General features: G+C 70.4%; 12 protein-coding genes. 4 read left to right on the top strand and 8 right to left on the bottom strand.

Features of this window, described 5'->3' with window-relative positions; translation table 11 throughout:
- Positions 1 to 41: 41 nt before the first annotated feature.
- Together ACZ7N4_RS29320 and ACZ7N4_RS29325 are read right to left on the bottom strand one after the other, a co-directional pair.
- Positions 42 to 1,085 (bottom strand): helix-turn-helix transcriptional regulator, encoded by a 1,044-nt coding sequence (locus tag ACZ7N4_RS29320; protein ID WP_471363699.1) that lies wholly within the window; start codon positions 1,083 to 1,085, stop codon positions 42 to 44.
- Between the two features lie 157 nt (positions 1,086 to 1,242).
- The gene (locus tag ACZ7N4_RS29325; protein ID WP_471363702.1) at positions 1,243 to 2,349 is read right to left on the bottom strand and encodes a sugar ABC transporter substrate-binding protein; all 1,107 of its coding nucleotides are present in this window, start codon (positions 2,347 to 2,349) and stop codon (positions 1,243 to 1,245) included.
- A 293-nt stretch (positions 2,350 to 2,642) separates the two neighbouring features.
- On the opposite strand from ACZ7N4_RS29325, the gene ACZ7N4_RS29330 reads away from it, so the two are divergent.
- Positions 2,643 to 2,768, top strand: a complete 126-nt coding sequence (locus ACZ7N4_RS29330; protein WP_471363706.1) for a hypothetical protein — start codon at positions 2,643 to 2,645, stop codon at positions 2,766 to 2,768.
- A gap of 262 nt (positions 2,769 to 3,030) precedes the next feature.
- Here the strand turns inward: ACZ7N4_RS29330 and ACZ7N4_RS29335 are convergent, their stop codons facing one another.
- From ACZ7N4_RS29335 to ACZ7N4_RS29355, 5 genes are all read right to left on the bottom strand, one after another.
- Positions 3,031 to 3,498 (bottom strand): heat shock protein transcriptional repressor HspR, encoded by a 468-nt coding sequence (locus ACZ7N4_RS29335; RefSeq protein WP_030790825.1) that lies wholly within the window; start codon positions 3,496 to 3,498, stop codon positions 3,031 to 3,033.
- A gap of 5 nt (positions 3,499 to 3,503) precedes the next feature.
- A complete protein-coding gene (dnaJ, locus tag ACZ7N4_RS29340; protein WP_471363709.1) occupies positions 3,504 to 4,670 on the bottom strand; it encodes a molecular chaperone DnaJ in 1,167 nt (388 codons plus the stop codon).
- 42 nt (positions 4,671 to 4,712) lie between these two features.
- Positions 4,713 to 5,372 carry a nucleotide exchange factor GrpE gene (grpE, locus tag ACZ7N4_RS29345; protein ID WP_471363712.1) on the bottom strand — a complete coding sequence of 220 codons (660 nt, stop codon included), beginning with the start codon at positions 5,370 to 5,372 and terminating at the stop codon, positions 4,713 to 4,715.
- Positions 5,369 to 7,213 (bottom strand): molecular chaperone DnaK, encoded by a 1,845-nt coding sequence (gene dnaK, locus ACZ7N4_RS29350; RefSeq protein WP_471363715.1) that lies wholly within the window; start codon positions 7,211 to 7,213, stop codon positions 5,369 to 5,371. Before dnaK ends, grpE begins: the two co-directional genes overlap by 4 nt.
- A 94-nt stretch (positions 7,214 to 7,307) precedes the next feature.
- Positions 7,308 to 8,327 (bottom strand): MraY family glycosyltransferase, encoded by a 1,020-nt coding sequence (locus ACZ7N4_RS29355; protein ID WP_471363719.1) that lies wholly within the window; start codon positions 8,325 to 8,327, stop codon positions 7,308 to 7,310.
- A 194-nt stretch (positions 8,328 to 8,521) separates the two neighbouring features.
- On the opposite strand from ACZ7N4_RS29355, the gene ACZ7N4_RS29360 reads away from it, so the two are divergent.
- Positions 8,522 to 10,804: a (Fe-S)-binding protein gene (locus ACZ7N4_RS29360; RefSeq protein WP_471363725.1), complete on the top strand. Its 2,283-nt coding sequence runs from the start codon at positions 8,522 to 8,524 to the stop codon at positions 10,802 to 10,804.
- A gap of 202 nt (positions 10,805 to 11,006) precedes the next feature.
- Here the strand turns inward: ACZ7N4_RS29360 and ACZ7N4_RS29365 are convergent, their stop codons facing one another.
- A complete protein-coding gene (locus ACZ7N4_RS29365) occupies positions 11,007 to 11,333 on the bottom strand; it encodes an antibiotic biosynthesis monooxygenase family protein (RefSeq protein WP_471363729.1) in 327 nt (108 codons plus the stop codon).
- Positions 11,334 to 11,538: 205 nt separating this feature from the next.
- Here ACZ7N4_RS29365 and ACZ7N4_RS29370 point away from each other — a divergent pair, with 205 nt between their 5' ends.
- A complete protein-coding gene (locus tag ACZ7N4_RS29370) occupies positions 11,539 to 13,020 on the top strand; it encodes an FG-GAP and VCBS repeat-containing protein (protein WP_471363732.1) in 1,482 nt (493 codons plus the stop codon).
- Positions 13,021 to 13,093: 73 nt separating this feature from the next.
- Positions 13,094 to 14,125 (top strand): Yip1 family protein, encoded by a 1,032-nt coding sequence (locus tag ACZ7N4_RS29375; protein WP_471363735.1) that lies wholly within the window; start codon positions 13,094 to 13,096, stop codon positions 14,123 to 14,125.
- Positions 14,126 to 14,550 lie beyond the last annotated feature (425 nt).

The following is a 14,550-nucleotide window of genomic DNA, read 5'->3' on the forward strand; positions in this document are numbered from 1 at the left end:
CCCGCCCCGCGGTGAGGGCCGCCGGGCGCGGCTCGGGCGGCTCACCGGGCGGCCGGGGGCTCCTGGTCCCGGCCGGAGAGGGCGGTGGCCGGCAGGGGCGGGCGGTGGCCGTCGAGGCCGACCTGGGCGATGCGGACGCCGAGCTGGGTGCGGCTGGCCGCGCCGAGGGTCTCGGAGAGGCGGGCGATGTGGGCCCGGCAGGTGCGGACGCTGATGCCGAGGCGTTCGGCGATGACGGCGTCCTGGTGTCCCTCCGCCAGCAGCGCGGCGATGGACTGCTCACGGTGGGAGATGCCCTCGATGCCCGTGTCGGGCAGGGGCGCCGTCAACGGGATCGCCAGGCGCCAGAGGCGTTCGAAGACCGTCACCAGGTATTCCACCAGAGCCGGGTGGCGCAGTTCCAGGGCCATCGTGCGGTCGGCGTTGGCGGGGATGAACGCCACCGTGCGGTCGAAGAGGATGAGCCGGTCGATGACCTCGTCCAGGGTGCGGGCCTCCACCGTGTCGCCCATCAGCTCCAGGTAGTTGAGCAGGCCCTGGCCGTGCCGGGCGACGTGGGTGTACAGGTCCCGCATGCGGACGCCCCGGCCGCGCAGGGCGAGCGCCCGGTGCAGGCCCTCGGTCAGCTCGGCCTCGCGCCGGATGCCGCCGGGCTGCACGGTGAGCACCTCGGTGGTGCACGCCTCGGTCGCCTCGTCCATCGCGGCCTGGATGCGGGAGAGGCCGTCCAGGACACGGATGGCGCTGCCCTCGGCCGGTGCCGCGAGCGCGTTCAGCTGCCGGCCCAGGCCCGCGTACCACTCGAAGGCGGCCACCGCCGAGCCCATCCGCCGCTGGCTCTCGCTGACCTCGTCGTAGACCCCGCGCAGCAGCCGGGTCATGACCTCCTGCGGGGAGGTCGGCACCAGCCAGTCCATGTCGTCGGGGTCCGGGTGCAGCAGGGCCAGTTCCAGCAGGCAGGGCACCGGTTCGGCGTCCGTGCGCGGCACCCTGCCCCGGCGTACGGCACGGGAGTACACCCGGTCCCCGGCTTCACACAGCCGGTCGGCACCGTGAGGGTGCTCCTCCGCCCCGTGCCCGGCCATCGCCCATTCCACCCCCGGTGTGCTGCCACTTCCGCAGCGCAACTATGCGCGGCGCCCAACCGGGTCCGCAACACGGCTCACTGCGCGGGGGCCACCGGAACGTCCCGCCGTGACCGGGTTCGGCGCCGCTCCCCCGCGGGTGCCGCCGGGGACCGGCCTACTTCAGGCCGATCGCCGCGCAGGCCGCCTTGTACTTGGCGGTGCAGATGTCGCCGACGGTGTAGATGCCGTCCTCGATGACGGTGTCCTTGATGGTGCGCTTGGTGAGCGCGCTCACCTGGACCAGCCGGGCCGGGATGTCCTTGGCGGTGGGGCTGTCCACCCGGTCCTGGGTGAGGGCGTCGAACTGGATGTCCTTGCCCTGGATCTTGGTGACGGCCATCTGCGCGGCGGCCTCGGCCTCGTCCGGGTAGGACTTGTAGACGCTCATGTACTGCTCACCGGAGACGACCCGCTGCACCGCGTCCAGTTCGGCGTCCTGACCGGTGATCGGGGGCAGGTCGGTGACACCGGCCGCCTTCAGGGCCTTGATGACACCGCCGGCCATGCCGTCGTTGGCCGAGTAGACCGCGGCGATGTTGCTCTTGCCGATCTGCGCGATCGCCTTGGCCATGTTGGCCTCGGCGTTCTCCGGCTTCCACTCGGTGGTGTCGTAGCTCGCCGCGATGTCCACCTTGCCGTTCAGCTCGGAGAGCGCGCCCTCCTTGAACTGCTTGGCGTTCGGGTCGGTGGGCGAGCCGTTCATCATGACGACCTTGTCGGAGGTGTCGACGCCCGATCCGAGGGCCTCCAGCAGGGTGCGGCCCTGCACCTCACCGACGAGTTCGTTGTCGAAGGAGATGTACGCGTCGATCGGGCCCTCGGCGAGCCGGTCGTAGGCGATGACCGGGATGCCCGCGTCCTTGGCCTTCTTCACCCCGTCGGCGACGGCGTGCGCGTCGACGGCGTCCAGCAGGATGACGTCCACCTTGGAGTCGATCATGTTCTGGAGCTGCTCGGACTGCCGGGCCGCGCTGGCGTCGGCGTTGGCGTACTCCACCTTGCCCTGCTTCTTGGTGAGTTCGGCCACCTTGTCCTTGATGATGGGGTAGTCGAACCGGTCGTAGCGGGTGTTCGACTTCTCCGGCAGCAGCAGGCCCACCGTGATGTCGTTGCCCTTCGTCGGGCTCGCGCTCGCGCCGTCCCCCGTCGCGTTCAGCACGCCGCAGCCGGCGAGCGAGAGGGTCATCGTGGACAGGGCCACGGAGATGGCGATACGACGCATGCGGGGCTCACTTCAGTGCGTTTCCGGACGTGGGTGCTGCAATACGACCCAGGTGACTGAAAAGACAACGCTGAGCCCGTACCCGTCGTCAAGAAAAATCACTTAACGAGTGCGCAACACCACGCTCGGCTGCATCTGTGAAGGTCACGCGAAACACCCTTCATGTGGCCTTTACGGGCCGTACACCAAAGGGAGTTCACGGATTCCACCAAGATCCGTACAACCCACCCGGTACGTCACGGTTCATGATCACGGCGGCCCCGAACCCCTCTCCGGCTCGATCAGACGACCGAATGAACTCAGCCAGACGTACGACCGCCGCCGGGGTTCTCGTCGCGTCCGCCGCCGCCCTGCTCGGCGTCACCGTCCCGGCCGCGTCCGCCGCGACGACCTGCGCTTCACCGGTCTGCATCCGGTGATTCCTCGCGAACACCACGTTCTCGGGCACCCCGGAGAAGACCGACTGCGGCGGCGCGCCCTCCGAGCAGAGGGGCGCCGGCGCCCCCGCGGCGGGTCTGCCCGGCGACGGCTTCGGCATCTGCCGGACCGTCACCCGCGACCGCGGCTCCGGCGGCCCCCTCGCCCTCGCGGCCACCGCCCAGGACGGGACCCGGGTGTACCCGCACACACGGCGAGAGGGGCCCGGAAGTCCGGGCCCCTCTCGTCCTGCGAGTGTGCGGGTCAGTCCTGCTGCTGCCGCTTCGGCCGCCACACCACCAGCGCGCTGGTCTGCTGGACCTCCTGGTACGGGACCAGGTCGCGCCGGTAGGAGGCGTGCACGGCGGCCTCGCGCTGCCGCATCGCGGCCGCCGCGCCGTCCAGGGCCGCCTCCAGCTCCGCGACCCGGGACTGGAGGGCCGCGACCTGGTTCTCCAGTTCGATGATCCGCTTGATGCCGGCCAGGTTGATGCCCTCGTCCTGCGACAGCTGCTGCACCTGGCGGAGCAGTTCGATGTCACGGGCCGAGTAGCGGCGGCCCCGGCCGGCGGTGCGGTCCGGGGAGACCAGGCCGAGGCGGTCGTACTGGCGCAGCGTCTGCGGGTGGAGTCCGGACAGCTGGGCCGCCACCGAGATGACGTAGACCGGGGTCTCATCAGTCAGTTCGTACGGTGAAAAACCCCCGCGCTGACGGGGACGACGGCCGTCCATCACTCTCAAGCTCCCTTCGCGGCCTCGAACAGCTCCGCCCGCGGGTCCTCGCCCGCGGTCGCCTCGCGATACGCCTCCAGCGCGTCACGAGCCTTCCCCGACAGGTCCGTGGGGACACGCACCTCGACGGTGACCAGCAGGTCGCCGCGGGTGCCGTCCTTGCGGACCGCGCCCTTGCCCCGCGCCCGCATCGTGCGGCCGTTCGGAGTGCCGGGCGGCAGCTTCAGGGTGACGGCGGGGCCGCCGAGCGTGGGGACCCGCACCTCGCCGCCGAGGGCCGCCTCGGCGAACGTCACCGGCACGGTGACGGTGAGGTTGTCGCCCTTGCGCCCGAAGACCGGGTGCTCGCCGACGTGGACCACCACGTACAGGTCGCCGGCCGGACCGCCCCGCTCGCCGGGCGCGCCCTTTCCGCGCAGCCGGATCCGCTGCCCGTCGGTGACGCCCGCCGGGATGCGGACCTGCATGGTCCGGGACGACTTCGCCCGTCCGCTGCCCTTGCACTCCAGGCAGGGGTGCTCGGCGATCAGGCCGCGGCCCTTGCAGTCGGGGCAGGGGTCGGTGAGCGAGAAGCCGCCACCGGAGCCCCGGGCGACCTGACCGGTGCCGACGCAGGTCGGGCACACGCTGGGCGTGCCGTTCTTGTCGCCGGTGCCGGAGCAGGCCTTGCAGGGCGCCTGGGAGGACATCCTGAGGGGCACCGTGGCGCCCTCGATGGCCTCCGTGAAGCTCAGCGTGACCTCGGACTCGATGTCCTGGCCGCGCCGGGGCTGGGTCCGCGGGCCGGCGGTGCCGCCGCGGTTGAACAGGCCCCCGAAGACGTCACCGAGTCCTCCGCCGAAGCCTCCGCTCTGGGCGGTGCCTCCGAAGAGGTCGCCCAGGTCGAAGTTGAAGGAGCCGCCGGCCGTGCCCGGTCCGGGGCGGAAGCCGCCGTTGCCGAACAGCGCGCGCGCCTCGTCGTACTCCTTGCGCTTCTTGGGATCGCCGAGCACGTCGTTCGCCTCGGAGATCTCCTTGAAGCGCTCCTCGGCCTTGGCGTTGCCCTTGTTGGCGTCCGGGTGGAACTCGCGGGCGAGCTTCCGGTACGCCTTCTTGATCTCGGCCTCGGTGGCGTCCTTGGGGACGCCGAGGACCTTGTAGTAGTCCTTCTCGATGAAGTCCTTGGTGCTCATCCTCGACGTACCCCCTCTCCCGGCCTTCCCTCGGTCTTCACGTCAGCCCTCGTCCGGGCCACCGCTCTCCTTGTCGTCGGCCGCCGGGGTGGACTCCTCGGCGCCCTCGGCCTTGACGGTCTGCGCGCCGGGCTGCGGCTCGGCCACGGCCACCCGCGCGGGGCGGATGGTGCGCTCGCCGATGCGATACCCCGGCTGCAGGATCGCCACGCAGGTCGTCTCGGTGACGTCCGGTGCGTAACTGTGCATCAGGGCCTCGTGGATCGTCGGGTCGAAGGGCTCGCCCTCCTTGCCGAACTGCTGCAGGCCCATCTTGGCGGCGACGGTCTCCAGCGACTCGGCCACCGACTTGAAGCCGCCGACCAGCTCGCCGTGTTCCCGCGCGCGGCCGATGTCGTCGAGCACGGGCAGAAGCTCGGTCAGGAGGTTCGCGATGGCGATCTCCTTGACCGCGATCCGGTCACGCTCGACCCGGCGGCGGTAGTTCTGGTACTCGGCCTGGAGCCGCTGGAGGTCCGCCGTACGCTCGCTCAGCGCCGTGCGCACCTGGTCCAGCTGGGCGGCCAGACCGGCGTTCTCTTCGTGTCCGTCCCCGGCCGGGGCCGCCCCCTCCTCGGGGGCGGCCTTCGGCTCGGCGTCGTCGGAGGTGGCGCCGGAGGGGACGTCGGGCTTCTCTTCAAAGCCCGGGGTCTCCTCCGTCACGCGGCACCGTCCTTGCGCTCGTCGTCCACGATCTCGGCGTCCACGACGTCGTCGTCAGCGGCCTTGGCACCGCCGGGGGCAGCACCCTCGGCACCGCCCGCGGCCTGCTGGGCGTCGGCGTACATCGCCTGGCCGAGCTTCTGCGAGACGCCCGCGACCTTCTCGGTGGCGGTGCGGATCTCGGCGGTGTCCTCGCCCTTGAGGGCTTCCTTCAGCTCGCCGACCGCGGCCTCGACCTCGGTCTTGATCTCGCCGGGGACCTTGTCCTCGTTGTCCTTGAGGAACTTCTCGGTCTGGTAGACCAGCTGCTCGCCCTGGTTGCGGGCCTCGGCGGCCTCGCGGCGCTTGTGGTCCTCCTCCGCGTAGCGCTCGGCCTCCTCGCGCATGCGGTCGACCTCTTCCTTCGGGAGCGAGGAGCCGCCGGTGACGGTCATCTTCTGCTCCTTTCCGGTGCCGAGGTCCTTCGCCGTGACGTGCATGATGCCGTTGGCGTCGATGTCGAAGGAGACCTCGATCTGCGGGACGCCACGCGGCGCCGGCGGCAGACCGGTCAGCTCGAACATGCCGAGCTTCTTGTTGTACGCCGCGATCTCGCGCTCGCCCTGGTAGACCTGGATCTGCACGGACGGCTGGTTGTCCTCGGCCGTGGTGAAGATCTCGGAGCGCTTGGTCGGGATCGTGGTGTTGCGCTCGATCAGCTTGGTCATGATGCCGCCCTTGGTCTCGATGCCGAGGGACAGCGGGGTGACGTCGAGCAGCAGGACGTCCTTGACCTCGCCCTTGAGGACACCGGCCTGGAGCGAGGCGCCGATGGCGACGACCTCGTCCGGGTTCACACCCTTGTTGGCCTCCTTGCCGCCGGTCAGCTCCTTGACGAGCTCGGCGACGGCGGGCATGCGGGTGGAGCCACCGACGAGGACGACGTGGTCGATCTCGTTGATGGAGATGCCGGCGTCCTTGATGACGTTGTGGAACGGCGTCTTGCAGCGCTCCAGCAGGTCGGCCGTCAGCTGCTGGAACTGGGCGCGGGTGAGCTTCTCGTCCAGGTGCAGCGGGCCCTCGGCGGACGCCGTGATGTAGGGCAGGTTGATCGAGGTCTCGGTGGAGGAGGACAGCTCGATCTTGGCCTTCTCGGCGGCCTCGCGGAGGCGCTGGAGGGCCATCTTGTCCTTGGACAGGTCCACGCCGTGGCCGGACTGGAACTGCTTGACCAGGTAGTCGACGACGCGCTGGTCCCAGTCGTCACCACCGAGGTGGTTGTCACCGTTGGTGGCCTTCACCTCGACGACGCCGTCACCGATCTCCAGCAGGGACACGTCGAAGGTGCCGCCGCCGAGGTCGAAGACGAGGATCGTCTGGTCGTCCTTGTCGAGGCCGTACGCCAGCGCGGCGGCGGTCGGCTCGTTGACGATGCGCAGGACGTTCAGACCGGCGATCTCGCCGGCCTCCTTCGTCGCCTGACGCTCGGAGTCGTTGAAGTAGGCCGGGACGGTGATGACCGCGTCCGTGACCTTCTCGCCCAGGTAGGCCTCGGCGTCCCGCTTCAGCTTCTGCAGGATGAACGCGGAGATCTGCTGCGGGTTGAAGTCCTTCCCGTCCAGCTGGATCTTCCAGTCGGTGCCCATGTGACGCTTCACCGAGCGGATGGTCCGGTCCACGTTCGTGACCGCCTGGCGCTTGGCCACCTCGCCGACGAGCACCTCGCCGTTCTTCGCGAAGGCGACGACGGACGGCGTGGTCCTGGCACCCTCGGCGTTGGTGATGACGGTGGGCTCGCCGCCCTCCAGAACGCTGACGACGGAGTTAGTCGTGCCCAGGTCGATGCCGACCGCACGTGCCATGGTTGATTCCTCCAGCTGACTTGAGTGGAACAGGCTCAAGTGTGCATGAGGAGACCCGCTGGGTCAACAGACCTGAGTCAGCCAGGCTCAACTCTTATCCGTTCCTTACACGCAAGTGCCCGGTGACCTGCGTCGATGGCGGTCGACGCCCCTGAGGAGCGGGAATCAGAAGGAGCAACAGCACGGCGAGCACCACCCCGCCGGCCACCCACAGCACCGCCCGCTCCCCCGTCCACCCGGTGTGCACGAGCACCCCCACGAGCACCGAGGAGAAGGAGCCGGCGCCGAGCAGTACGACCGACCCCTGCGGGGTAAGCCCGAGCCGCCGCAGCCGGTGCGCGAGGTGGTCCGGGCCGCGCCGGAGCAGCGGGCGCCGGGCCGCCCCCCGGGCGAGGACGACCAGCAGGGCGTCGGCGGCGGCGACGGCACCGAGGCAGAGCACCACCGCCGTGCTCGGCCCGATGTCGTACCCCGCGCGCGTGAAGACGACCGCCGAGGACAGCACGAATCCGGTGAACAGCGAGCCGCAGGCGCCCAGGCCGATCCGCGCGGGGTGCCAGTTGTGCATCAGGAAACCGGTGAGGGCGGCGGCGACCACGCTCAGCAGCACGGCGAGCCCGTCCATCACCTCGGCGGCGGCACACGCCCCTGCGCCGAAGGCGGTGACCACCCCGACCGTCCCGGCCAGCCCGTCGGCGTGGTCGAGCCCCTTGAAGGCGAGGGTGGCGAGGACGATCCAGCCGACGGCCAGCAGCCCGCCCGGCACGCCCGTCTCGTCGTACGGCACCACGAAGACCGCCGCGACGGCCGTACCGGCGACGAGCACGCGCGCGCGCAGCCGCCACACGTCCGCCACCAGGCCCAGTCCCGCCACCCCGACGGCGGCCGTGAGCAGCTCGCCGACCCCGTCCCCGAGCGGGGCGACCCGGGTCCACTCACCCATCCCGGCGACCAGACAGGTGACGACCACGACGGCGAGGCCGCCGAGGAGCGGCAGGGGGCGCTGCCGTCGCCGGTCGAGGATTCCGGCCCTCAGGGCGGGCAGCCGGAGCGCCGCCGCGAGCACGGCGGTGCAGAGCAGGGCGGCGGTGGCGGCGGCGATCCCGTAGAGCACGGCTCTAAGGTAGGGGCGAAAGTATCAATTCGGGATGAATAACACGATCGGATTGCCCGCAGAAGGAGGACGCAGGCCACCCTCAGCGACTCAGATCACCCCGCGCTCGGCTGCATCCCGAAGGAAGATGGGGGTAGTCTCAGACGGACTGCATAAGTTACCGCTTAGTAATGTCGGCCGCCTCAGGAGCCCCAATGCAACTCGCCGCGATCATCGTGTCGCTGGTCCTGATCGTGGTCGGCGTGGCACTGTTCGGCCGCGCCCTCCTCCAGATCTTCAACCAACTGCGGCTGGGCCAGCCCGTGCCGGCCGGCACGCGGACCAACGAGCCCCTCCAGCGCACCCTCACCGTGGTCCGGGAGTTCCTCGGACACACCCGGATGAACCGCTGGGGCATCGTCGGCGTGGCGCACTGGTTCGTCGCCGTGGGCTTCTTCACGCTGCTGCTGACGATCGTCAACGCCATCGGGCAGCTGTTCCAGGCCGACTGGCTCCTGCCGGTCCTCGGCGACTGGGCGCCGTACAACATCTACGTCGAGTTCATCGGCACGATGACGGTCGTCGGCATCCTCGTCCTGATCGCCATCCGCCAGCTGAGCCACCCGCGCAGGCCCGGCCGCAAGTCCCGGTTCGCCGGCTCCAACTTCGGCCAGGCGTACTTCGTCGAGGCCGTCATCCTCGTCGTCGGCGTCTGCATCTTCATGCTGCACGCCCTGGAGGGCGCCCAGCACCACGTCGACGGCTACGAGGCCTCGTTCTTCATCTCCTACCCGGTCGTGTCGTGGCTGGAGGGCCTGGACGTCTCCACCCTCCAGAACCTCACCTACTTCTTCGCCGGCCTGAAGATCGCGACCTCCTTCATCTGGATGATCACGGTCGCCCTGAAGACCGACATGGGCGTGGCCTGGCACCGCTTCCTGGCCTTCCCGAACATCTGGTTCAAGCGCAACGCCACCGGTGAGACCTCCCTCGGCGCCCTGCTCCCGATGACCAGCGGCGGCAAGCCGATCAACTTCGAGGACCCGGGCGACGACGACGTCTTCGGCGTCTCCCAGGTCGAGCAGTTCTCCTGGAAGGGCCTCCTCGACTTCTCCACCTGCACCGAGTGCGGCCGCTGCCAGTCGCAGTGCCCCGCCTGGAACACCGGCAAGCCGCTCTCCCCGAAGCTGCTGATCATGTCCCTGCGGGACCACGCGCACGCCAAGGCGCCGTACCTGCTGGCCGGCGGCGGCAAGACCATGGAGGGCGAGGAGAAGGCGTCCGAGGAGCAGCTCAAGGACGTCCCCGCCGCCGCGCTCGCCGAGGCCGAGCGCCCGCTGGTCGGCACCGCCGAGGAGAACGGCGTCATCGACCCGGACGTCCTGTGGTCCTGCACCACCTGCGGCGCCTGCGTCGAGCAGTGCCCGGTGGACATCGAGCACGTCGACCACATCGTCGACATGCGCCGCTACCAGGTCATGATCGAGAGCGCCTTCCCCTCCGAGGCGGGCACGATGCTCAAGAACCTGGAGAAGAAGGGCAACCCCTGGGGCCTGGCCAAGAAGCAGCGCCTGGAGTGGACCAAGGAGGTCGACTTCGAGGTCCCGGTCGTCGGCAAGGACATCGAGGACCTCACCGAGGTCGAGTACCTGTACTGGGTCGGCTGCGCGGGCGCCCTGGAGGACCGCGCCAAGAAGACCACGAAGGCCTTCGCCGAGCTGCTGCACATCGCGGGCGTCAAGTTCGCGATCATGGGCGGCGACGAGAAGTGCACCGGTGACTCCGCCCGCCGCCTCGGCAACGAGCCCCTGTTCCAGGAGCTCGGCATGGAGAACGTGATGGCCCTGAACACGGCGTTCGGCGAGGAGCTGGACGACGAGGGCAAGGTCGTCGCCGAGTCCGCGAAGCCGAAGTCGGCGAAGAAGATCGTCGCCACCTGCCCGCACTGCCTCAACACGCTCGGCAACGAGTACCCGCAGCTCGGCGGCGACTACGAGGTCATCCACCACACCCAGCTGCTCCAGCACCTGGTGGACGAGGGCAAGCTGGTCCCGGTGACCCCGGTCGAGGGCATCATCACCTACCACGACCCGTGCTACCTGGGCCGCCACAACAAGATCTACACGCCCCCGCGCGAGATCATCGGCAAGGTCCCCGGCCTGCGCAACGAGGAGATGCACCGCCACAAGGAGCGCGGCTTCTGCTGCGGCGCCGGCGGTGCCCGCATGTGGATGGAGGAGCGGATCGGCAAGCGCATCAACAACGAGCGCGTCGACGAGGCCCTCTCCCTGAACCCCGACATCGTCTCCACCGCCTGCCCGTTCTGCCTGGTCATGCTCACCGACTCGGTGAACGGCAAGAAGAACGACGGCAAGGCGAAGGAGTCGATCCAGGTGGTCGACGTCGCCCAGCTGCTCCTGGAGTCCGTCAAGACGCCGGTCGACCCGGAGGACTCGACGGAGACGGAGAGCGAGCCGGAGCCGGAGCCGGTGAAGTAGCTCCCCCGAACGGACGGCGCCCCCTGACCCGCACAGGCAGGGGGCGCCGTCGTACGTCCGCACGCACCGGCCGGACGCCTCGGCGGACCGGCGCCCGCGCCCTGCCGTCAGGCGCCCTCGTGCCCGGCGCCCGCGCCCTTCCGCCGGACCGGCACCCGTCCCTGCCGCGGGCGCCTTCCGGACCGGTGTCCGTCCCCCTCGGTCAGGCCCCCTTCGGCGCGGCCTGCTGCACCACCTCGAAGGACCACAGGGTCGAGCCGGAGGCCGCCGGCTTCGGGCGCTCGCCGCCCTCGCCGCCGCCCTGGTGCGCGGACTTCATCGGCCCCTCCATCCAGGCCTGGAACGACTCCTCGTCCCGCCAGCGGGTGTAGACGAGGTAGGTGTCGGTGCCCTCGACGGGACGCAGCAGTTCGAACCACTCGAAGCCGTCGGAGTTCTCCACCGCGTGGGCCCGCGAGGCGAACCGCTTCTCCAGCACCTCCCGCTGCTCGGCGGGAACGGTCAGCACGTTGATCTTCACTACGCTCATGGACCCATCCTGGACCATCGCCCCGCCCGCCACCGCGATCCCGGACCGTTACCGGGAGCGCGTACAACCCTCGCCCCCCATCACGGGTCTCCTGATCGCCTACCGCCCGTGAACCACGGGACAACACGTGTCGAACACGGGCGGACCGCACCCCATCGTCTGTGGACGCCCCGCCAGGCGTCCCCCGCATGCAGCAGGAGACCGCATGCACGCGCACGCTCGCATCGCCCTCGCGACGGCCGCCGCCGCCGCTCTGACGGGCGGTCTGCTCACCTTCGCCGCGTCCCCCGCCACCGCCGCCGACTCCTTCAAGGTCGCCAAGGCCGACTTCAACGGCGACGGCATCGGCGACGTCGCCACCTCGGCGGCCGGCGCCTACGTCAGCGGCCACAAGAACGCCGGCCAGGTCGTCGTCCTGTACGGCTCCGCCACCGGCGTCTCGTCCGCCAAGCACAGCACCATCAGCCAGAACACCACCGGCGTCCCCGGCACCGCCGAGGCCGGTGACATGTTCGGCGGCGACCTGGCGTACGCCGACTTCAACGGCGACGGCTACGACGACCTCGCCGTGGGCTCCCCGAGCGAGAAGGTCGGCACCGACACCAACGGCGGCGGTCTCGCCATCCTGTGGGGCTCGCCCGGCGGCCTGACCGGCAAGAGCGTCGACGTGCCGGACCCGGCCCCCTCCTCCCACGACTTCTGGGGCAAGAACCTCGCCGCCGGCGACTTCGACGGCGACGGCAGGGCCGACCTGGCCGTGGGCAGCTCCGCCGCCACCCTCTACCTCTACAAGGGCGGCTTCACCACCGCCGGCGCCTACGGCAGCCGCACCACCGTCAAACCGCCGATCGAGTCGGGCACCAACGACTACCCGTACGGCCCGCTCAACCTGACCGCGGGCGACGTCAACGGCGACGGCCACACCGACCTCGTCGTGGACGGCTACGAGACGACGACGCAGTACGGCTGGAACACCAACTACTGGCTGCCCGGCACCTCCAGCGGCCTGAGCACCGCCTCCGCCAAGGCCCTCAAGCCCGGCATCATCACCGCCATCGGCGACGTCAACGGCGACGGCTTCGGCGACATCGTCAGCGGCGCCGACTGGGACGCCAAGGACCCCGACGGCACCGTCATCCCGAACGCGGCCGACGGCGGCAAGGTGAACATCACCTACGGCTCCGCCTCCGGCCCGGCCGGCACCACCGGCATCACCCAGAACACCGGCAACGTCCCCGGCTCCTCGGAGAAGGGCGACGCCTTCGGCTGGGAGCTGGACCTCGGCGACATCAACGGCGACGGCTGCCAGGACCTGGTCGTCAGCTCCCCGCAGGAGGACCTCGACGGCGTCTCCGACGCCGGCAGCGTGACCGTCCTGTACGGCTCCGCCGCGGGCGTCGACACCGCCTCCGGGGCCCAGTCCTTCTCCCAGGACAGCGCGGGCGTCCCCGGCGGCAACGAGAAGTCCGACCTGTTCGGCGCCGACCTCAAGCTGGACGACGTCACCGGCGACGGCAGGGCGGACCTGGTCGTCGGCTCGTACGAGAACAGCGGCGACGGCGCGGTGACGTACCTGCCGTCCAACGGTACGAGGATCACCGCCACGGGCTCCCGCGCCTTCGGCGTGTCCACCGTGGGCGTCTCCGCCTCCGGCGCCCCGCAGTTCGGCGCGGTGATGGCGGACTGACCGCGACGGCGGCCGGCCCCTCCCGGGAGACCCCTGAGGAACCCGGAGGGCGTTGCTGACGGCCCCTTAGGGGATGTCACAGGTCGGCCGCAAAGCCGGGCCCGGACCACCGGGCCCGGCACGTCGGCGTCCGGGACCAGGTACGTTCGATGACGTGGCTGGATTCAGGATCGGACGCGGGGGCCGAGACAACCGCACCCCCCAAGGACAACAGGCGCCCCAGGGACCGTCGTACGGACACGGGCGCGGCCCCGCTCAGTCCGGGGGGCCGTCGTACGGCCGGCCGGGCCCGTCGGGCGCCCCGGGCCCCTCGTACGGCTACCCGTCGGCGCCGCAGCCGCCGTACCCGCAGCAGGGGTACGGCTACCCCGGCGGGGCCGACGACGGACCGGAGTACTTCGGCGACGGCGGCTACCCGGGCGGTCCCGGGAACGGCGGGCACGACCCGTACGCGGCCAACAACCCGGGCCACACCCAGGCCTTCTCCATCGACGAGGCCGCCGGCTACACCCAGGGCGCGACCTACCACGCCGGGCAGACCGCCGCGCCCGCCGGGCCGATCGGCCCGCCCCTGCACTGGAAGGACCTGCTGAGGGGGATCGTCCTCTCCCCGAACGACACCTTCCTGCGCATGCGGGACTACACGATGTGGACGCCCGCCCTCATCGTGACCTTCCTCTACGGCCTGCTCGCGGTCTTCGGCTTCGACGGCGCCCGCGCGGACGCGATCAGCGCGACGCTGTCCAACGCGGTCCCGATCGTGCTGATCACGGCCGTCGTGATGGTGCTCGGCCTGTTCGTCCTCGGCGTGGTCACCCACACCCTGGCCCGCCAGCTCGGCGGCGACGGCGCCTGGCAGCCCACGGTCGGCCTGTCCATGCTGATCACCGCCCTCACCGACGCGCCCCGCCTGATCGTCGCCATGTTCTTCGGCGGCGACGCCGGCTTCGTCCAGCTCCTCGGCTGGGCCACCTGGATCGGCGCGGGCGCCCTGCTCACCCTGATGGTCTCCCGCTCGCACGACCTGCCGTGGCCGAAGGCGCTGGGGGCGTCGGCGATCCAGCTGATCGCTCTGCTGTCGATCGTGAAGCTGGGCACGTTCTAGTCACCGCCCAGCCGTCCGCGGACACACGAAGGGCCCCTGGCGACCACGCCGGGGGCCCTACGGCATGCTTCTCCGCTGCTTCGGTCATGAGGACGACGTGTCCCCCTTCAAGCACCGTCGTGCGCGACGAGTTCCGTACCTTTGGGAGCCCTCCGCACCGGCCTGATCGAGATCTACCACGAACGCCCGCGACCAGAGTTCGCCACCGTCGTCAACGACGTCGAGTGAAGCCCTAAGCTGCGGCTTGACGGCCGCAGGGCTTGTGGTCAGGGGGAGGGGATCGTGAAACGTGTTCGGCTCACGCTCGCATGCTTGGCAGCCATCACGGTTCTAGGACTTGTCCGGCCGATCATGTGACTACTCCGCACCCGTGTCGTTGATGTGGACATGGGGCGGGGCGATCTGACGGATGCCGAGTGGGAACG

It is taken from the genome of Streptomyces sp. NPDC107654 (assembly GCF_055639035.1).